Origin of the sequence: Streptomyces sp. NPDC008150 (assembly GCF_042956945.1) — a bacterium.
Lineage (GTDB): Bacteria > Actinomycetota > Actinomycetes > Streptomycetales > Streptomycetaceae > Streptomyces.
The window spans coordinates 186,914-206,512 of record NZ_JBIBHJ010000012.1 but is presented as its reverse complement, the minus strand read 5'-3'; the positions used below and the strand labels follow the sequence as shown (position 1 = coordinate 206,512).

Genomic DNA, 19,599 nt, shown 5'->3' with positions numbered 1-19,599 from the left:
TCCCCGCTCCGACGTGCCCGGACGCCGTTCTCCGTAACGTCATGGGTGTCGGCGGCACCGGTCTCCGACACCCGTCCCGCCCTCGGAGGCCCGTGATGTCCCAGCCCGTCAACGTGCTCCTCGCGGTCGCCGTCGTCGCGCTGCTGCTCGTACGCCAGTTCAGGGCCCGCCGGCTCGGCACGGACCGCCGCTGGTGGCTGCTGCCCGCCGTCCTCGGCGGTGCGGCGCTGACCGGCTCCGGCCTGCTCGACGGCCGCCACCGCGCCACGTCGGCCGTGCTCCTCGGCGCCGAACTGCTCGTCGCCGTCGCGCTCGGCCTCGGCTGGGCGGCCACGACGCGGGTCTGGGCGGAGGCGGACGGCTCGGTGTGGAGCAGGGGCACCGGGGCGAGCGCGGCCGTCTGGGGCGTCGGCATAGCGCTGCGCGTCGGCCTCTATGCCCTCGGCTCGGCGCTCGGCGTCCGGCAGGACAGCTCGGCCGTGCTGCTCGCGCTCGCCGTCACCCTGCTGGTCCGCGCCGGGGTCCTCACCTGGCGCTCGTCCACCCTGGCCCCGGCGCGCGGCGCGGCCCGGACATACGGTGGCCCCGTGGTGCCGCCCCGGTGGAAGGAGCGGGTGTGACGGAGAACGACTGGACGCGCTGGCCCTCCCGCGAGGCGCTCGGACGGATCGGACTGACCCGCGCCCGGCGGGTGCTCGGTGTCGTCGGACGGCTGATGATCTTCGGGACGATCCTGTGGGTCGTCGTCAGCGGGAACGACGTGCGCGGCTGGGAGACCCTCGGGGTGGCCGCCGGGGTCGCCGTCGCGGCGAGCACGGCCTGGGCCTTCGCCCGCACGACCCTCGACCACCGTCTGTGGCCGTCCCTCGGCCTGTTCACCGCGCTGTACGGCGTCGCCGTCGTCGCCGGGCTCACCGGCTTCCGGCTCCCCGCGCTGGTCATCTGGTGCGCCTGCACGGTCGTCGCCCTGGAACGGCTGCCCCTCGCGGCGGGCGTGCCGGCGGCCGGTGCCGCCCTCGCGGCGTACGCGGCGGTCAACGACGACGCCTGGCTGACCACGGTGGCCACCGGCGTCGGTCTCGCCCTCGCCGGGTACGTCCTGCGGCTGGACGCGGAGGCCCGGGGCAGCGCCCACCGGCTGCTGCTCCAGGAGCGGGCCGCGCGGGAGGCGGAGGCGGAGTCGGCCGCGCTCGCCGAGCGGGCCAGGATCGCGCGGGAGATCCACGACGTGCTCGCGCACAGCCTCTCCGCCCAGCTCGTGCACCTGGAGGCGGCCCGGCTGCTGATCGAGCGGGGCGCGGACCGGCAGCAGATCCTCGACCGGGTCGTCGCGGCCCGCGGCATGGCCCGCGACGGTCTCTCCGAGACCCGGCAGGCGCTCTCCGCGCTGCGCGGCGACATGACGCCGCTGGAGGACTTCCTCGCCGAGCTCGTCGGCCGGGCGGACGGTGCCGACCGTGCCGACATCGCCGTCACGGGTGAACGGCGCCCCCTGCCCGCCGAGGCCTCGCAGGCCGTGCGCAGGGTCGCGCAGGAGGCACTGACCAACGTCCGCAAGCACGCCCCCGGGGCGCGGGTGCGGCTGAGCCTGGAGTACGGCGAACGCGAAGTGACGCTCGACGTGAGGGACTTCGGCGGCGGGTCGGGCGAACTCGCGGGCACGGGAGCCGGATACGGTCTGCTGGGCATGCGGGAGCGTGCCGAACTGCTCGGCGGCTCCCTGGACGCCGGACCGGTCGAGGAGGGGTTCGCGGTGACGCTGAGGGTGCCGGCATGACCGGGGGACCGGGAGGGCCGGAGCAGCGGGACGCCCGCGTCGTGGTGGCCGACGACCAGACCGTCGTGCGCGAGGGCATCGTCATGCTGCTCGGACTGCTGTCCGGCATCGAGGTCGTGGGCGCCGCGGGCGACGGCGAGGAGGCGGTGCGGCTCGTCGCCGAACTCGCCCCGGACGTCGTCCTGATGGACCTGCGCATGCCCCGGTGCGACGGCGTCGAGGCGACCCGCAGGATTCGCGCCCGCCATCCCGGCACGCAGGTCGTGGTGCTCACCACGTACGTGGACGACGAGTCGCTGTTCCCCGCCCTGGAGGCCGGTGCGCGCGGCTACCTGACCAAGGACGCTGGCGGCGACGAGATCCAACGGGCCGTGCACAGCGTGCTGTCGGGGGAGGCGGGCCTGTCCCCGACCATCCAGCGGCGGCTGCTGGAACGGCTCACGGCGCCAACTCCCGTGCCGCCCGCGCCCGTCGAGCCGCCCGACGGGCTGACCGTGCGGGAGACCGAGGTACTGCTGCTGATCGCGGAGGGGCTCTCGAACCAGGAGATCGCCCGTCGGCTGCACGTCTCCACGGCCACGGTGAAGACGCACATCAACAACCTCTTCGCGAAGACGGGCCTCAAGGACCGCGCACAGGCGGTGCGTTACGCGTACGGAAAGGGACTTGTGCGACCTCCAGGGGTTTAAGTCACCTAATGGGGTGAAGAGTCCCGGGAAAAGTGTCGGGGATCTTCCCGGTCTGTCCATGCTTGGGTAATGCAGTCAAGCAATGATCGTTTCCGCGGAGGCGGAGGTGGTCCCGAGAGCCCGCCCGAGACCCCCGGACACCACGGTCCGGCCCCCGCCGCCGTGCCCGGGACCGTGGGGTACGAAGACCCCTGGTACGACGCACTGGCCTCCGGCTGGGGCGAGTTGGACACGGCGGGCCGGTCCGCGGCCACGATTCCCGCCCCCGCGGCCGCCGTTCCCACGGTGCCCGCCGCGCGAGCCGCGGAGGAGCCCGCGGGGAGCGTCGCGGAGGGGCCCCGGGGCGCCGCCGAGGTCTACCTCCAGGTCCAGCGCAGCGCCGCCTTCCAGGAAGTGCGGAGCAGGTACCGCCGGTTCGTGATCCCCGCGGTCGCCGTCTTCCTCACCTGGTACCTCGCGTACGTCGTGACGGCCACGACGGCACCCGGGTTCATGGGCCGGCACGTGGCGGGCGCCGTGAACGTCGCGATGGTCGCGGGTCTCGGCCAGTTCCTCAGCACCTTCCTGCTCACCTGGGCCTACGCCCGGCACGCCCGGCTGCGCAGGGACCGGGCCGCGCTCGACCTGCGCTGGGACACCCAGGAACTGACGCGCGGACTGCGGGGCGGTGCCTCGTGACCGGCAACCACCAGACGCTCGCGCTGGTCCTGTTCAGCGCGTTCGTCGCGGTCACCCTCGGCATCACGACCTGGGTGAGCCGCAACCGGCACGGTTCCGCGGAGGAGTTCTACGCGGGCGGCCGGCTCTTCTCCCCGGCGGAGAACGGCTTCGCCATCGCGGGCGACTACATGTCGGCCGCCTCGTTCCTCGGCATCTCCGGGATCATCGCGCTCTTCGGCTACGACGGCCTGCTCTACTCGGTCGGCTTCCTCGTCGCCTGGCTCGTGGTGCTCTTCCTGGTCGCCGAACTGGTGCGCAACTGCGGCCGGTTCACCCTCGCCGACGTGGTCGCGGCCCGCATGCGGGAGAAGCCCGTGCGCGTCGCCACGGGCACCTCCTCGGTCACCGTGTCGGTGCTGTACCTGGTGGCGCAGATGGTCGGCGCGGGCAGTCTGGTCGCCCTCCTGCTCGGCGGCACCGGCGGCGCGGCGCAGGCCTGGACGGTCATCGGCGTCGGCGCCCTCATGGTGATCTACGTGTCCCTCGGCGGCATGCGCGCCACCACCTGGATCCAGATCGTCAAGGCGGTGCTGCTGCTCACCGGCACGATCGCCCTGACCGTGCTCACACTGGTGCGGTTCCACGGAGACTTCGACCAGTTGCTGCTGACGGCGGCCGACCGCAGCGGACACGGCACCGCGTTCCTCGGCCCGGGGCTGCGCTACGGCGGCGACTGGACCTCCCGCCTCGACTTCATCAGCCTCGGCCTGGCGCTGGTGCTCGGCACCGCCGGTCTGCCGCACATCCTGTCGCGCTTCTACACCGTGCCGACGGCGCGGGCCGCCCGCCGTTCGGTGGTGTGGTCGATCGGCCTCATCGGCGGCTTCTACCTGATGACGATCGTCCTCGGCTTCGGCGCCGCCGCCGTCGTCGGGCCGGACGCCGTGCGGGAGTCGAACCCGGCGGGCAACACGGCCGTGCCGCTGCTCGCCCTCGACCTGGGCGGCGGCGCCAACTCCACCGGCGGCACCGTGCTGTTCGCGGTGGTCGCCGCCGTCGCCTTCGCCACCATCCTCGCGGTCGTCGCCGGCATCACCCTGGCCTCGTCGGCGTCCGTCGCGCACGACCTGTACGCGTCGCTGCGGCGCCCCCGCTGGAAGCAGCGCAGCGAGGTGGGTGTGGCCCGTGTCGCCGCCGTCGGCATCGGCATCGTCGCGATCGCGCTCGGACTGCTGGCCCGCGACCTGAACGTGGCGTTCCTGGTGGGCCTGGCCTTCGCCGTCGCCGCCTCGGCGAATCTGCCCGTCCTGCTGTACTCGCTGTTCTGGCGGAACTTCACCACCCGCGGCGCGGTGTGGGGCGTCTACGGCGGCCTGTTGCCCGCGCTGCTCCTGGTCCTGCTGTCCCCGGTGGTGTCCGGCAGCCCGACCTCGCTCTTCCCCGGGGTCGACTTCCAGTACTTCCCCCTGGAGAACCCGGGCATCGTGTCGATCCCGCTGGGCTTCCTCGCCGCCTGGTTCGGCACGGTCAGCTCGCCGGAGGCCCCGGACGAGGCCAAGCACGCGGAGACAGAGGTGCGTTCACTCACCGGAGCGGGTGCGGTGTAGCGGCGGCGGACGGGGGAGCGGCGTGGTCGTCGGACACGGCCGCGTCGTTGTCGTGCACGGTCCCGTACCCGTTCTCGCGTACGGGGCCGTGCACGACACCGTGGGGAGAGGGGCGCCGCCGTCGAGGGGCGGATCTGTCAACTCGTCTTCCAAAAAGCCGAGTTCGGCGGGGCTCCTTCGGCGACGCGGACATCGTCGCCGCAGCGCCCGCGCGCGACCCGGGTTCACGCGGTGCTCGCTCCGCGGCGCGCATGCGTGTCAACCGGCCCTGAAGGGCTGCCACTTCGAGCACCCACCCCGGGCGGGGGTCCCGACCGGGGCTGCGGTACGGCCTGCCTCCCCACGCGTACCGCGGCGCACAGCCGACGGCATGACCGCGCCACCGGGCCACCGGGCCACCGGGGACGCCGAGGCCACCGACGCCACCGGTTTCAGTCCGCAGGGCGCTGTCCTGCGAAACGTCCGGCCCGACGAGGTCGAAGGTCGAAGGTCGAAGGCAGCCGGACCCTCACCGGGTGACCGTCGCCGGAGCGGACCGATCACGCTGCCGAACCCGGCGGGACCTGCCCGGGGTCACACCCCCAGCGAGGCCCCCGTCAGTTCCCGTACCGCCACCACGTCCATGCGGGCGGGGGAGCCCAGCACCGTCGACGCGCAGCTTTCCGGGCGGGGCGGCAGGGACGCGCCCTGTGCCACCACCACGCGCCAGCGCCGCCCGTCCACGTGCGCGACGGTGACCTCCCAGCGCGGTGCCGCGCCCTCGGTCCCGACGACCCGCAGGGTCTCGGCCGTGTACTCGCCGGCTGCCGTGCGCACCGCCAGTTCGGCGGCCTGGCCGGGCCGGTCCCACGCCGAGCTGCCGCGGCACCCCTCGACGACCACACGCCCCTCCCGCACGCTGTGCAGGATCTCCTTGACGGCGTGGGCCTCGGCCCGGCCGTAGGCGTATCCGTGGGGCAGTACGAGCACCGTCGGCGAGAAGCGATGACCACCCAAATGAGTGACCTCCCAGACACCCTCCACCCCCGAGGCGCTGAGTTCCGCCGCGAGGGGGCGGCCGAGCAGTGCGCAGCACCGGTCCCGTTTGCCGTTGGTGCACACGAGGGCGAGCGGGTCGCCGGTGTGCGGGCGGCCGTCGAGCATCGCGTCGAAGGACCCGGGGTCGCCCGCTCCCAGGGCGGCGAAGTCGAGGGCGAGCAGCTGCTCGGGGGCACCGGTGACGGCGCCGTGCAGCCAGATGTTCCCGGGCGTGGTGTGCGCGGCGTAGACCCGGCGCACGGAGGGGGCGCCGCGGTCGGGGTGGCGGCCGGAGCGGCGGATGAGCGCGATGCGTACGCCCGTCCCCTCGGCGGCGGCCTCCAGGGCGCGGCCCAGCACGGGGTCCAGGCGGCTCGACGTCAGCGCGTGGACGCCCCAGGGGCCGGGCTGCTCCAGCAGCAGCCACGTGGAGGCGGTGGCGGCGGTGCCGGACACCGGCTCGTCGAGATGACGGGAGACGGATGCGCACGTACTCACAGAGGTGAGCCTAACCTGAGTTGGAGCTCGGCGACTTTCGGCCGCCCTCTCCGACTACCCCCGTAGCGGCAGGAATCTCCTGGGGCGGCCGGGGCCCGGTGTACTGGCCGCTGGGCCGCATGCGCAGCGGGCGTTCGCCGTACTCCTCCAGAACGTGGGCGATCCAGCCCGCCGTGCGGGCCACCGCGAACAGCGTCTCGCCCGCCGTCGGCGGCATCTCGGCGGAGACGGTGAGCACGGCCAGCGCCAGGTCCACGTTCGCGTGCAGCGCGGTGTGGCGGGCGGTGGTCTCCACGACGTCCCGGGCCGCGGCGAGGGCGGGTGCGGCGCCGGGCACCTCCTCCAGCAGGCGGAAGAGGGCGTGTGCGCGGGGGTCCTCGGCGGTGTAGAGCCGGTGCCCCAGGCCCGGGATCCGGCGGCCCGCGCGCAGCTCGTCGGCGATCACCGGGGCCGCGCCGCCGCGCTGGAGGACGTCGAGCAGCAGACGGTGGGCGAGACCGCTGGCCGCGCCGTGCAGGGGCCCCTCCATCGCGCCGAGTCCCGCCGAGACGGCCGCGTACGGGTGGGCCCGCGCGGAGGCGGCGACCCGCACGGCCAGCGTCGAGGCGGCCAGGTCGTGGTCGACGAGCAGGGCGAGGGCCGTGTCGACGGCGTGCACCGAGGCGTCGTCGGGGCGGCGCGCGGTGAGGGCCGTCCACAGCCGGCGCGCCAGCGGGCCGTCGTCGGGCTGCCCGTGGCCGCCCGATGACAGGGCGGCGACCAGGGTGGGGATCAGCACGCGGGCGGTGCCCAGCACCGCCTGCGCGGAGAGGTCGAACCGGAGCGGGTCCGCGGCGGCGGCCGCGATCGCCGCCGTGCGCAGCCGGTCCGCGGGGCCCGCGTGGGGCGGCAGTGCGGCGACGGCGCGCCGGGCGGCGGCCGCGAGGGCGGGCGGCGCGGTGAAGGTGACGCCACGGCGCAGCTCGCCGGTCCACAGCCACTCGGCGATCTCCTCGTAGGAGTACCGCGCGGCCAGTTCCGTGGCGTCGACACCGCGCAGGTAGAACCGGTTGTCCTCGATCAGGGTGATGCGGGTGCGCACGGACAGCTCGCCCGGTACGGGTGAACTCCCGCCGCCGTCACGCCTGTTGCGCCGTGCGAGCGTCTCGACCTCGGTCGCGTCGAAGGTACTGCCCCGGCCGCCCTCCGTGCGGCGGCTGCTGAGCTGGCCGCGGCTGACGTAGGCGTAGACGGTCTCGGGCTTCACCCCGAGGAGGTCGGCGGCCTCCCTGGTGCTGAGCCGCCGTTCCTCCGGCCCCGAGGCGGGTCGTCGATCACTCATGGTGGTCACCGTATCGCCAGAGCCGCACGGATCGGTCTCGATTCATCGTGGATATATTGATTCAATCAATATTGACAGAGGAACAGTCAAGCATGGACAGTCGAATCAAGTAAAGGTTCGGGGCGAGAAGCCGCAAGCCAGGGAGACAACATGGCTGTCAACAGCGTGAACAGCGTCAACAGGGGCGACAGGTCGGCGTCCGCGCTCGTCGAGGTACCGCGTGGGCTGGCAGGCGTGGTGGTCGCCGAGACCGGGATCGGTGACGTCCGCGGCCGGGAGGGCTTCTACCACTACCGCCAGTACTCGGCGGTCGAACTGGCGGAGACCCGCGGCTTCGAGGACGTCTGGCACCTCCTGGTCCACGGCGAACTCCCCGACCCCGCCCGTCTCGCCGCCTTCACGGCCGAGACCGCCGCCCTGCGCCGGCTGCCCGCCGAGGTCGCCGCGGCGCTGCCCGCCGTCGCCGCGGCGAGTGCGCCCTCCGGCCCGCTGGCCGGTCTGCGCACGGCGCTGTCCCTGCTGGGGGCGGCGCGGGGCTTCCGCCCGGTCTACGACATCGGCACGGACCGCCGCCGCGCGGACACCCTCACGGCGTGCGCCGCCGTGCCCACCCTGCTCACCGCGTTGCACCGGCTGGGCCACGGCCTCGAACCGGTCGAGCCGCGCGAGGACCTCTCGTACGCGGCCAACTACCTCTACATGCTGACCGGCGAGGAGCCGGACCGGGAGCGGGCGCGGGCGGTCGAGCGGTACTTGATCTCCACCATCGACCACGGCTTCAACGCGTCGACGTTCACCGCGCGGGTCGTCGCGTCGACCGGCGCGGACGTGGCCGCCTGCCTGGTCGCCGCGGTGGGGGCACTGTCCGGGCCGCTGCACGGCGGTGCGCCGAGCCGGGCGCTGGACACCCTCGACGCGATCGGCACCCCCGACCGGGCCGATGCCTGGATCCGGGAACGGGTGCTCGCGGGGGAGCGGATGATGGGATTCGGCCACCCCGTCTACCGCACGGAGGACCCCCGTTCGCGGATGCTCAGGGAGATCGCCCTGGGCTTCGGCGGTCCGCGCGTCGACTTCGCGGTGGACGTCGAGCGCCGGGTCGAGGCGATCCTCGCGGAGCTGAAGCCCGGCCGTGAACTGCACACGAACGTCGAGTTCTACGCGGGGGTGGTCATGGAACTGTGCGGGCTGCCGCGGGAGATGTTCACCCCGACCTTCGCCGCGGCACGGGTGGTCGGCTGGAGCGCCAACATCCTGGAGCAGGCGGAGGACTCGAAGATCATCCGCCCCGTGGCCCGGTACGTGGGCCCGCCGCCGCAGGTCCCGGTGCCCGTCGCGGGCTGAGACGCCGGCCCAACGGGCGGCGGAGCGGGGCTGTTTGGGACTCCTCCCGGCACGGCCTGGAGGGAGGAACCCGGCTGCGGGGCGCGGCCGGGCCGGTGTTCTCCGGTGCGGATCAGGCGTCGGGGATGTCCGCCTTCGCGCGGATCAGCGTCTCGCGGGTGATGACGACGATGCGCTCGTAGTCGGCGCGCGACGCGTCCGCGGGGAGACTCGGGTCGAGTGAGTCGGTGGCATCCGTGCCCACAACTGCGAAGTTTCCGTCGGCGAGCTCGAAGATATCGGGGCAGTTCGCTCCGCTGACGCTGCCTCTGGCGCGCGGGGAAGCACCGATCCGACGGATGATGTGACTCACTGTGTTGTTTCCCTTGGTCTTGTGAGTGCACGCGGCCGGACATGGAGGCAGGGCAGCCCCGGGGGGTTGCCCGCTCCGTGCGCCGACGCGGGCAACGGTCTGTAGTCGGGGTCGCTGTTCACGATCATGCGAGTCAACCCCCGTGACGCAGGGGACAACTGGTTTTTGGCTCTTTCGTTATTGACCCGTGGGAGTGAACTTCCACCGAAGTTGCCCGAAGGGGCGGCCGATCGGTCATGGGCGCCGCCGGACGCTCCGCCGCGCCGGGCCGGTGGTCGTCCCCGCCGGGCGGGCCGGCCCGCTCAGTCGGTCGGCGGCTCGCCCACCACCCACCACGCCTCACCGTCGTTCTCCTCCAGCTGCGTGAGGAGTTCGTCCACGACGCGGCCCGCCTCGGCCTCGTCGGAGTCGTCGGCGATGGTGGCCCGCTGGTGACGGGTGGCGTACCAGTACTCCTTCACGACCGGGTTCTGGAGGATGCCCCTGATGTAGCCGAAGAACTCCTCCTGGGTGATGTTCCCGATGCGCCGGTAGAACAGGGCGTTCGTGTAAAGGGCGTTGGCGAAGAGGTACTGGCGGCGTTGCCTGGGGGACACGGGGGCCTCGAACAGGTCGAGCACCTCGGCCAGTTCGGGGTCGTCGATGGCCTTGCTCAGCAACTCCCAGTGCAGGCGCTGCTGGTTGGCGAGGTCCGTGTGGCGCTGGCTGTGCGCGCTCTGTTCCAGGCACTCCACGCGCAGCCGCAGCAGTTCCGTGGCGTTGTGATGTGCCTTGCGGGCGGCGAGTGCGCCCGCTGCCACCCCCAGGGCAGCCGCGACGGCGGGGCCGAGTCCGCGGATGCCATGTTTCCGTGTGGCCATGTCAAATTCCCCCGATCGCGCAGCCGCGCGCCGGCCGTACGGGTGCGGGTGGACGGGAGCCCCTGGGTCCGGAGCTCTGAACGGGACCGGCGAACGATGGGTGGCGCTTGCCGCCTCCCAGACTGCCGAGCGGCTCTGATCGACGGGGAGGCGGAGAGCGGGCGCACGGAAGGATGTGCGGGTCGTGCCGACCGGCGCCCTGACCAACGTGTGCCCCGTGCGCGCCGCTAACAATCGTTCACTCAGCGGCGTATCCGACCACTCGTATCCTGGGGCGGCATTTCAGATTCGGTCCGAATGCCCACCCGTTCCGCCGGGAGCCGGAGCGTGAGCGGGGCTCGCGTGAACGCCGGTCCGCGCACCGGCGCACGCGGCAGCGAGAGAGAGCGCACGTTGAGTAAGCCGTCCACCCCGCACCAGATTCCGGTCGTCGTGCTGACCGGGTTCCTCGGTTCCGGGAAGACCACCCTCCTGAACCACCTGCTCCACCGCAGCGGCGGCAGCCGCATCGGTGCCGTCGTCAACGACTTCGGTGCCGTCGAGATCGACGCGATGGCGGTCGCCGGAGCGCTCGGCGACTCCACCGTCTCGCTGGGCAACGGGTGCCTGTGCTGCGCGGTCGACGCCTCCGAACTCGACTCCTACCTCGGCAGGCTCGCCGATCCGGCGCTCGGCATCGACGTGATCGTCATCGAGGCCAGCGGTCTGGCCGAGCCCCAGGAACTCGTGCGGATGGTGCTGGCGGGCGAGGACCGGCGCGTCGTCTACGGCGGTCTGGTGGAGGTCGTCGACGCCGTCGAGTTCGACGCCACGCGTGCGAGGCACCCCGAGATCGACCGGCATCTCGCCCTCGCCGACCTCGTCGTCGTCAACAAGACCGACCGGGCGCCGGACGGAGAACGCGTGCTCGGCCTCGTACGGTCGCTCGTCGACGGGGCGGCGGTGGTCCCCGCCTCGTACGGGCGCGTCGACCCGGAGCTGCTCTTCGACTGCCGCCCCGCGCGGGAGCGGGTGGGACAGCTCACCTTCGACGACCTGCACGACCACGGGGAGGGTGAACTCCACGCCCACGCGGGCCACTTGCACGCCGCCTACGACAGCCTGTCCCACGTCACCGGCGTCCCGCTCGACCCGCGCCGGCTGATGGAGTTCCTGGACGCGCGGCCCGACGGGCTGTACCGGATCAAGGGTTACGTGGACTTCGGCGCCCACGACCCCGTCAACCGGTACGCGGTGCACGCCGTGGGCCGGTTCCTGCGCTTCTACCCGGAGCCCTGGGGTGCGGGGGAGGAGCGGCTGACGCAGCTCGTCCTGATCGGGTCCGGCATCGACGGATCCGCGCTCGGCGCCCGACTGGCCTCCTGCGAGCAGGGAGTTGGGCGGGACACGAACGGCCGGGACGCCCGCCGCCCGGACGAGCACGGCATGTGGGGCGTCCTGCGATACGTCCAGGAACCGGACGACGCCGGAGCCGACGCGGGCGCCCCGGGGGAGATCCCCGACGAGCCCGACCCCAGCCTCGACCCCGAGCCCAGCCTCGACCCCGACCCCGACCCCGACCAGAGCCCCGACCCCGACGCGGAGGCGTTCCCGCGGCCGCCGTCGCGGTAGCCGCCCCGCCGGGGAACGAGACGGGCCCGCCCCTCCCGGGGCGGGCCCACCGCGCGGCGTCGCGTCACGTCCGTCCGGATACGGGTACCGCCGGCTACACGGGTCCCGCCACCGCCGCCACGGTCTTCGGCAGGGGCACGCCCGAGCCGTCGCGGCGCGGGTCGTGCTCCGGGAGTTCCGCCGGGGTGCCGTTCTTCTGCGCCGCCCGGGCCGGGACCGGGCCCGCCCAGCCCAGCGAGAGGCAGTCCTCGCCCTTCAGGAACCGCTGGCAGCGCACGCCGCCCGTGGCCCGTCCCTTGCGCGGGAACTGGTCGAACGGGGTGACCTTGGCGGTCGTCTGGACCGAGTCGTCGAGCGTGCCGCGCGAGCCGGCCACCGTGAAGACGATCGCGTCGACCGCGGGATCCACCGCCGTGAACGAGATGACCTTGGCGCCCTCGGTGAGCTTGATGCCCGCCACACCGCCCGCCGGGCGGCCCTGCGGGCGCACCTGCGAGGCCTGGTAGCGCAGGAGTTGGGCGTCGTCGGTGATGAAGACCAGGTCCTCCTCGCCGGTGCGCAGCTCCACCGCGCCGACGAGACGGTCGCCGTCCCGCAGCGAGATGACCTCCAACTCCTCCTTGTTGGACGGGTAGTCGGGCACCACCCGCTTGACCACGCCCTGTTCGGTGCCGAGGGCGAGGCCGGGGGAGGACTCGTCGAGGGTGGTCAGGCAGACCACCGTCTCGCCGTCCGCCAGGGACACGAACTCCGTGAGCGGGGCACCCCCGGACAGGTTCGGCGCGGCGATCGTGTCGGGCAGTTGCGGCAGGTCGACGACGTTCAGCCGGAGCAGCCGGCCGGTGGAGGTGACGACACCGGTCTCGCCGCGCGTCGTCGCCGGGACGGCGGAGACGATCACGTCGTGCTTGGCGCGGTGGGCGTCGGCGTCCTCCGGGAAGGGCTCGCCGTTGGCGGTGCGGGCGAGCAGGCCGGTCGACGACAGCAGCACGCGGCAGGGGTCGTCGGCCACCTGGAGCGGGACGATGGCCGCCGTCGCGCCCGAGGACTCCATCAGCACCGTGCGCCGCGGGGTCGCGAACTTCTTTGCCACGGCGGCCAGTTCGGCGGAGACCAGCTTGCGCAGCTCGGCGTCCGAGTCGAGGATCCGGGTCAGTTCCTCGATCTCCGCGGTGAGGCGCTCCTTCTCCGACTCCAGCTCGATCCGGTCGAACCGGGTGAGGCGGCGCAGCGGCGTGTCGAGGATGTACTGCGTCTGGATGTCACTCAGCGAGAAGCGGTCCATCAACCGCTGCTTGGCCTCGGCCGAGTTGTCGCTGGAACGGATCAGCCGGATGACCTCGTCGATGTCGACGAGCGCCACGAGCAGACCCTCGACCAGGTGCAGCCGGTCGCGCTTCTTGCCGCGGCGGAACTCCGAGCGGCGGCGCACCACGTTGAACCGGTGGTCGAGGTAGACCTCCAGCAGTTCCTTCAGGCCCAGCGTGAGGGGCTGGCCGTCGACCAGCGTCACGTTGTTGATGCCGAAGGACTCCTCCATCGGCGTCAGCTTGTAGAGCTGCTCCAGGACGGCCTCCGGGACGAAGCCGTTCTTGATCTCGATCACCATGCGCAGGCCGTGCGCCCGGTCGGTGAGGTCCTTGACGTCGGCGATGCCCTGGAGCTTCTTCGAACCGACCAGGTCCTTGATCTTGGCGATCACCTTCTCCGGGCCGACGGTGAACGGGAGTTCGGTGACGACGAGGCCCTTGCGGCGGGCCGTCACGTTCTCCACCGCGACCGTCGCGCGGATCTTGAAGGTGCCGCGGCCGTTCGCGTACGCGTCCCGGATGCCGGACAGGCCGACGATCCTGCCGCCGGTGGGCAGGTCGGGTCCCGGGACGTGCTTCATCAGGGCGTCCAGGTCGGCGGCCGGGTACCGGATCAGGTGCCGGGCGGCGGCGACGACCTCGCCGAGGTTGTGCGGCGGCATGTTGGTGGCCATGCCCACCGCGATGCCGGAGGCGCCGTTGACCAGGAGGTTGGGGAAGGCGGCGGGCAGGGCGACCGGTTCCCGTTCCTGGCCGTCGTAGTTGGGGGAGAAGTCGACGGTGTCCTCGTCGATCGACTCCGTCATCAGAGCGGTGGCCTCGGCCATCCGGCACTCGGTGTACCGCATGGCGGCCGGCGGGTCGTCGTTGCCCAGGGAGCCGAAGTTGCCGTGGCCGTCGACCAGCGGGAGGCGCATCGAGAACGGCTGCGCCATGCGCACCAGCGCGTCGTAGATGGACGCGTCGCCGTGCGGGTGCAGCTTGCCCATCACCTCGCCCACGACGCGGGCGCACTTGACGTACCCCCGGTCGGGGCGCACGCCCATCTCGTTCATCTGGTAGACGATGCGCCGGTGCACCGGCTTCAGGCCGTCCCGCGCGTCGGGCAGGGCTCGGGAGTAGATGACCGAGTACGCGTACTCAAGGTAGGAGCCCTGCATCTCGTCGACGACGTCGATGTCGAGGATCCTCTCCTCGAACGGCTCGTCGGGCGGCGGGGTCTTCGTGCTGCGGCGGGCCATCGCTGCCGGCTCCTTGCTGAAGCGTTGAACGGGATCTGACGCGGACCATTGTGGACCGCGGTACCGACACCGCGGACCAGGACCCGGCCCAACGGGACTTCCCGCACCTCACCGGGGCTCCCGGCGGGCGTCCGGAGCGAGGGGCCCTCGCGCGGCGGTCAATCCCGTTCTCGCTCTCGGCGTAGCGCACCGGGGAACTTCGCCGGTGCCCCGCGCGCTTGCATACAGTGGCACGACGGCAGGAAAAGCGCGGTCCTCACGGCCGCATCCGCGATCGAAGGGACGTACATGCCCATGGGTCACACGGCCACAGCCGAGGCAGACTCCGGCGGCCTGACAGCGACCGAGCACCGACTGGCCAACGGGCTGCGCGTGGTGCTCTCCGAGGACCACCTCACCCCGGTCGCGGCGGTGTGCCTCTGGTACGACGTCGGGTCGCGGCACGAGGTCGAGGGCCGCACCGGGCTCGCCCACCTCTTCGAGCACCTGATGTTCCAGGGCTCGGCGCAGGTCAAGGGCAACGGCCACTTCGAGTTCGTGCAGGGCGCGGGCGGTTCGCTCAACGGCACCACCAGCTTCGAGCGCACGAACTACTTCGAGACCATGCCGGCCCACCAGCTGGAGCTCGCGCTCTGGCTGGAGGCGGACCGCATGGGCTCGCTGCTGGCCGCCCTGGACGAGGAGTCCATGGAGAACCAGCGCGACGTCGTCAAGAACGAGCGCCGCCAGCGCTACGACAACGTCCCCTACGGCACCGCGTTCGAGAAGCTCACCGCGCTCGCGTACCCGGAGGGCCACCCGTACCACCACACGCCCATCGGGTCGATGGCCGACCTGGACGCGGCCACGCTGGAGGACGCGCGGGCCTTCTTCCGCACGTACTACGCGCCCAACAACGCGGTGCTGTCCGTGGTCGGCGACATCGACCCCGAGAAGACCCTCGCCTGGGTGGAGAAGTACTTCGGCTCGATCGCGGCGCACGACGGCAAGCCCGTCCCGCGTGACGGCTCGCTGCCGGACGTCATGGGCGGTGAGCAGCGCGAGGTCGTCGTCGAGGAGGTGCCGGCCCGCGCGCTGATGGCCGCCTACCGGCTCCCCGAGGACGGCACGCGCGCGGCCGACGCGGCCGACCTGGCGCTCACCGTGCTCGGCGGCGGCGAGTCCTCCCGCCTGTACAACCGCCTGGTGCGCCGCGACCGCACCGCCGTCGCCGCCGGGTTCGGCCTGCTGCGGCTGGCCGGGGCGCCCTCGCTGGGCTGGCTCGACGTGAAGACGTCGGGCGACGTCGAGGTGCCCGTCATCGAGGCCGCCGTCGACGAGGAGCTCGCCCGGTTCGCCGCGGAGGGCCCCACCGACGAGGAAATGGAGCGCGCGCAGGCCCAGTTGGAGCGCGAGTGGCTCGACCGGCTCGGCACGGTCGCCGGCCGCGCCGACGAACTGTGCCGCTACGCCGTGCTGTTCGGCGACCCGCAGCTCGCGCTGACCGCGGTGGGCCGGGTGCTCGACGTGAGCGCTGAGGAGGTCCGCGAGGCCGCCGCCGCGCGCCTGCGCCCCGACAACCGCGCGGTGCTCGTCTACGAGCCGATCACATCCGACGACGGTGCCGACGACAGCGACAACGGCAGCGACGACAACGAGGAGGCGGCCAAGTGACCGAGCTCGCCACAATGGAGTTCCACCCCCGGCCGCAGGCGGGCGAGCCCACGCTGTGGGCCTTCCCGGCCCCCGAGCGCGGCCGCCTCGGCAGCGGCCTGACCCTGCTGAGCTGCGACCGGCCCGGACAGCAGATCGTCGCCGTCGAGGTCCTGCTCGACGCGCCGCTCGACGCGGAACCGGCGGGCCTGGACGGCATCGCCACGATCATGGCGCGCGCGTTCTCGGAGGGCACCGACAAGCACTCCGCCGAGGAGTTCGCGGCCGAACTGGAGCGCTGCGGCGCCACGTTGGACGCGCACGCCGACCACCCGGGCGTCCGGCTCTCCCTCGAAGTCCCGGTCTCCCGGCTGGAGAAGGCCCTCGGACTGCTCGCCGACGCCCTGCGCGCACCGGCGTTCGCGGACAGCGAGATCGAGCGGCTCGTCCGCAACCGCCTCGACGAGATTCCGCACGAGATGGCGAGCCCCTCCCGGCGCGCCGCCAAGGAGCTGTCCCGGCAGCTCTTCCCGGCCGGCGTGCGCATGTCGCGCCCGCGCCAGGGCACCGAGGAGACGGTCGAGGCCATCGACGCGGCGGCCGTCCGCGCGTTCTACGAGAAGCACGTGCGCCCCGCCACGGCCACCGCCGTCGTCGTCGGCGACCTCACGGGCGTCGACCTCGACGCGCTGCTCGGCGACACCCTCGGCGAGTGGACCGGCTCCACGGCCGAACCGCTGCCCGTGGCACCGATCACCGCCGACGACACCGGCCGTGTGGTCATCGTCGACCGGCCCGGCGCCGTCCAGACGCAGCTCCTCATCGGGCGCACCGGCCCGGACCGGCACGAGAGCGTGTGGCCGGCCCAGGTGCTCGGCACGTACTGCCTCGGCGGCACCCTCACCTCCCGCCTGGACCGCGTGCTGCGCGAGGAGAAGGGCTACACGTACGGCGTGCGGGCGTTCGGCCAGGTGCTGCGCTCCGCGCCGCCCGCGCCCGGCGGTCCGACGGGCGCCGCGATGCTCGCCATCAGCGGTTCCGTCGACACCCCCAACACGGGCCCGGCACTGGACGACCTGTTCAAGGTGCTGCGCACGCTGGCCGCCGAGGGTCTCACCGACGCCGAGCGGGACGTCGCCGTGCAGAACCTGGTGGGCGTGGCCCCGCTCAAGTACGAGACGGCGGCGGCCGTGGCGGGCACGCTGGCCGACCAGGTCGAGCAGTACCTGCCCGACGACTACCAGGCGACCCTGTACCGCCAACTCGCCGGTACGGGAACGGTGGAGGCCACCGCCGCGGTCGTCAACGCGTTCCCGGTGGACCGGCTGGTGACGGTCCTCGTCGGCGACGCCGCCCAGATCAAGGAGCCCGTCGAGGCGCTCAACATCGGCCCGGTGACGGTCGTTTCGGCGGAATAGCCCCCGGTCCGGACTCCGGCGGGGCGCGGCCCGGCCGGAGTTCGGGCGGCAGGCGCGCGAGGTGCCCCGGTGACGCGAGCGTCACCGGGGTTTCCTTATGCCCGAATTGGCAGAGAGTCGGCCCGTCTGGACTGTGGCATGCGCTACAAAAGCCCCGTTCGGTTTGAGGATGGAAAGTTGTCCCGATTAGCGTCGGCGCGGCTGTCCGTCAGAGCAGTGCGCCGCGACCGCGGCACCGGACAGTCATCGCCGAGTCCCCGTACGGCGCGAGCCAGGGGAGCCGGGGACCCGCGCGTGTGCGAACACGCAGTCCCTGGGGTGAATCGGTCGACCGCGCGCACGCCGTGCGGAAGTCCGTAGGAGACCTTCCTGCTCCGAACCCGTCAGCTAACCCGGTAGGCGAGAGGGAAGGAAAGGACCGCCCATCACCATGGCGTTCACCCACGCCACCGGGAAGCACCGCCGTACGAGCCGCGTCAGACGCGGCAGCGCCCGCATGGCGGGCGTCGCGGCCCTCGCCACGACAGGCGTCGTCGGCACCCTCGCCGCCCCGGCACTCGCAGCAGAACCCTCCGCCGGCCCGACCGGACTCCTCCCCATCGTCACCCTCGGCAGCTCGCTCGCCGACCAGGTCGACGCGCAGGCCGCCGCCCAGCGGCAGGCCGCGGAGGAGAAGGTGGCCGAGGCGGCGGCCCGCAAGGAGGCGGCCGCCCGCGCGGAACAGGCGCACGCCGCCAAGGTCCGCGCGGCCCGCGCCGCCGAGCGCAAGCGCCTGAACACCTACGTCCTGCCGATCACCGGCTCGTACGTCTCCACCGGCTACCGGACCGGCGGCTCCCTGTGGTCCTCCGGCGCGCACACCGGCGTCGACTTCCACGCCGCGAGCGGCACCTCCGTGCACGCGGTGGGCTCGGGCACCGTCGTCCAGACCGGCTGGGGCGGCGCCTACGGCAACCAGATCGTCATCCGCATGAGCGACGGCATGTACACGCAGTACGGGCACCTGTCGTCCATCGGGGTGTCGGTCGGCCAGAAGGTCACCCCCGGCGACGTGATCGGCCTGTCCGGCGCGACCGGCAACACCACCGGACCCCACCTCCACTTCGAGGCGCGCACCACCGCCGAGTACGGCTCCGACGTCGACCCGGTGGGCTACCTCCGCTCGCACGGCCTGGACGTCTGACCGCACCGCCGGGCGGTCCCCCTCCGAACACCGGTTCCGTTTCCCCGTGCCCCGGCGCATCGCGCCGGGGCATTCGGTGTTTCACGGTCACGCTGTCCAAAAAATATCCATGGATTCCGACCCCCCGTCGGAAATTCCGGCCGCCTGCAATAGAGTCACTGAACACACGTCAATCGTCGACGTTTCACGGGGATTAAGGCGGAGGTCGGTCATGCGCATTCCGGCACACTCGGTGTGCACGGCGATCCGGGACGACATCATCGCCGGTGTCTACGAGCGGGGCAGCCGGCTCACCGAGGAACTCCTGGCGCGCCGCTACGGCGTTTCCCGCGTCCCCGTGCGCGAGGCCCTGCGGACCCTGGAGGCCGAGGGCTTCGTGGTCACCCGGCGGCACGCGGGCGCGTGCGTCGCGGAACCCACCGAGCAGGAGGCCGCCGACCTCCTGGAGATGCGGCTGCTCCTGGAGCCGCTGGGCGCGGCGCGGGCGGCCCAGCGCCGCACGGAGGCCCATCTGAAGGTGCTGCGCGGACTGGTCAGACTGGGCCAGGAGCGCGCCAGGAGGGGCAACAGCGACGACCTGCGCTCCCTGGGGGGCTGGTTCCACGAGACGCTCGCCCAGGCCTGCGGCAGCCAGGCCCTGACCTCGGTGCTGTCGCAGCTGCGGCACAAGGTCGCCTGGATGTACGCGGTGGACCCGCCGGCCAGCCCCGTGGAGTCCTGGGCCGAGCACGGTGCGATCGTCGACGCGGTGGCGCGCGGCGACAGCGAGCGCGCGCGGGCGGTCACCGCGCTGCACGCCGAGCGGGTGAGCGCGGCCCACCGGCTGCGGTTTCCGGGCGGGGCCGAGCGCGCCGACCGTGTGAGGACTTCGCAACCTCCCGTAAACATTTCGGGCCAGGGCAATTAACAAGAGGGCCGTATACAAAGAGGGATAAACGGCGGGAGTGAATTCCGTGCGCCCTTTTTGCGATGTCTCGCGGAATTCACCGGCCGCGTGCCGGGCGGGTTCGTGAACCGGGCCGCGCCTAATGTCCCCGCATGCCCGCGTTGCCGTCCCGCATGCCTCCGGTATTGCGCCG

General features: G+C 72.8%; 16 protein-coding genes and 1 riboswitch. Of the genes, 11 read left to right on the top strand and 5 right to left on the bottom strand.

Annotation, left to right across the window (positions count from 1 at the left end; all coding sequences use genetic code 11):
• Window positions 1-95: 95 nt before the first annotated feature.
• The 5 genes from ACFZA0_RS27220 (at window position 96) to ACFZA0_RS27200 (ending at window position 4,733) form a co-directional block, all read left to right on the top strand.
• Window positions 96-620, top strand: a complete 525-nt coding sequence (locus ACFZA0_RS27220) for a DUF1453 domain-containing protein (protein ID WP_391021693.1) — start codon at window positions 96-98, stop codon at window positions 618-620.
• A complete protein-coding gene (locus tag ACFZA0_RS27215) occupies window positions 617-1,777 on the top strand; it encodes a histidine kinase (RefSeq protein WP_391021691.1) in 1,161 nt (386 codons plus the stop codon). The genes ACFZA0_RS27220 and ACFZA0_RS27215 overlap by 4 nt, the downstream gene beginning before the upstream one ends.
• Window positions 1,774-2,466 carry a response regulator gene (locus tag ACFZA0_RS27210; RefSeq protein ID WP_391021689.1) on the top strand — a complete coding sequence of 231 codons (693 nt, stop codon included), beginning with the start codon at window positions 1,774-1,776 and terminating at the stop codon, window positions 2,464-2,466. The genes ACFZA0_RS27215 and ACFZA0_RS27210 overlap by 4 nt, the downstream gene beginning before the upstream one ends.
• Before the next feature lie 69 nt (window positions 2,467-2,535).
• Window positions 2,536-3,144, top strand: a complete 609-nt coding sequence (locus ACFZA0_RS27205) for a DUF485 domain-containing protein (RefSeq protein WP_391021687.1) — start codon at window positions 2,536-2,538, stop codon at window positions 3,142-3,144.
• Window positions 3,141-4,733: a cation acetate symporter gene (locus ACFZA0_RS27200; protein WP_391021686.1), complete on the top strand. Its 1,593-nt coding sequence runs from the start codon at window positions 3,141-3,143 to the stop codon at window positions 4,731-4,733. The genes ACFZA0_RS27205 and ACFZA0_RS27200 overlap by 4 nt, the downstream gene beginning before the upstream one ends.
• A 573-nt stretch (window positions 4,734-5,306) precedes the next feature.
• On the opposite strand, the gene ACFZA0_RS27195 is transcribed toward ACFZA0_RS27200, so the two are convergent.
• Entirely contained in the window at window positions 5,307-6,248 is a 942-nt protein-coding gene (locus ACFZA0_RS27195; protein WP_391021684.1) for a sucrase ferredoxin, read from the bottom strand.
• A 10-nt stretch (window positions 6,249-6,258) separates the two neighbouring features.
• On the bottom strand, window positions 6,259-7,569 hold the full coding sequence (locus tag ACFZA0_RS27190; RefSeq protein ID WP_391021682.1) for a citrate/2-methylcitrate synthase: 1,311 nt from the start codon (window positions 7,567-7,569) through the stop codon (window positions 6,259-6,261).
• A 150-nt stretch (window positions 7,570-7,719) separates the two neighbouring features.
• On the opposite strand from ACFZA0_RS27190, the gene ACFZA0_RS27185 reads away from it, so the two are divergent.
• Window positions 7,720-8,913, top strand: a complete 1,194-nt coding sequence (locus ACFZA0_RS27185; protein WP_391021680.1) for a citrate synthase — start codon at window positions 7,720-7,722, stop codon at window positions 8,911-8,913.
• 112 nt (window positions 8,914-9,025) lie between these two features.
• On the opposite strand, the gene ACFZA0_RS27180 is transcribed toward ACFZA0_RS27185, so the two are convergent.
• On the bottom strand, window positions 9,026-9,265 hold the full coding sequence (locus tag ACFZA0_RS27180; protein WP_391021678.1) for a hypothetical protein: 240 nt from the start codon (window positions 9,263-9,265) through the stop codon (window positions 9,026-9,028).
• A 302-nt stretch (window positions 9,266-9,567) separates the two neighbouring features.
• Complete coding sequence (locus ACFZA0_RS27175; protein ID WP_391021676.1) at window positions 9,568-10,125, bottom strand: DUF6082 family protein; 558 nt, start codon at window positions 10,123-10,125, stop codon at window positions 9,568-9,570.
• 393 nt (window positions 10,126-10,518) lie between these two features.
• Here ACFZA0_RS27175 and ACFZA0_RS27170 point away from each other — a divergent pair, with 393 nt between their 5' ends.
• On the top strand, window positions 10,519-11,736 hold the full coding sequence (locus ACFZA0_RS27170) for a GTP-binding protein (protein ID WP_391021674.1): 1,218 nt from the start codon (window positions 10,519-10,521) through the stop codon (window positions 11,734-11,736).
• 94 nt (window positions 11,737-11,830) lie between these two features.
• Here the strand turns inward: ACFZA0_RS27170 and ACFZA0_RS27165 are convergent, their stop codons facing one another.
• Entirely contained in the window at window positions 11,831-14,287 is a 2,457-nt protein-coding gene (locus tag ACFZA0_RS27165; RefSeq protein ID WP_391021672.1) for a DNA topoisomerase (ATP-hydrolyzing), read from the bottom strand.
• Window positions 14,288-14,575: 288 nt separating this feature from the next.
• Between ACFZA0_RS27165 and ACFZA0_RS27160 the strand changes: the two genes are divergently transcribed.
• The 4 genes from ACFZA0_RS27160 (at window position 14,576) to ACFZA0_RS27145 (ending at window position 19,427) form a co-directional block, all read left to right on the top strand.
• The gene (locus tag ACFZA0_RS27160; RefSeq protein WP_391021671.1) at window positions 14,576-15,940 is read left to right on the top strand and encodes an insulinase family protein; all 1,365 of its coding nucleotides are present in this window, start codon (window positions 14,576-14,578) and stop codon (window positions 15,938-15,940) included.
• Window positions 15,937-17,337 carry an insulinase family protein gene (locus ACFZA0_RS27155; RefSeq protein WP_391021669.1) on the top strand — a complete coding sequence of 467 codons (1,401 nt, stop codon included), beginning with the start codon at window positions 15,937-15,939 and terminating at the stop codon, window positions 17,335-17,337. Before ACFZA0_RS27160 ends, ACFZA0_RS27155 begins: the two co-directional genes overlap by 4 nt.
• A 237-nt stretch (window positions 17,338-17,574) precedes the next feature.
• A riboswitch (cyclic di-AMP (ydaO/yuaA leader) is annotated at window positions 17,575-17,754 on the top strand.
• 13 nt (window positions 17,755-17,767) lie between these two features.
• Window positions 17,768-18,520: a peptidoglycan DD-metalloendopeptidase family protein gene (locus tag ACFZA0_RS27150; RefSeq protein ID WP_391021667.1), complete on the top strand. Its 753-nt coding sequence runs from the start codon at window positions 17,768-17,770 to the stop codon at window positions 18,518-18,520.
• Window positions 18,521-18,731: 211 nt separating this feature from the next.
• The gene (locus ACFZA0_RS27145) at window positions 18,732-19,427 is read left to right on the top strand and encodes an FCD domain-containing protein (RefSeq protein ID WP_391021665.1); all 696 of its coding nucleotides are present in this window, start codon (window positions 18,732-18,734) and stop codon (window positions 19,425-19,427) included.
• The last annotated feature ends 172 nt before the right edge of the window (window positions 19,428-19,599 follow it).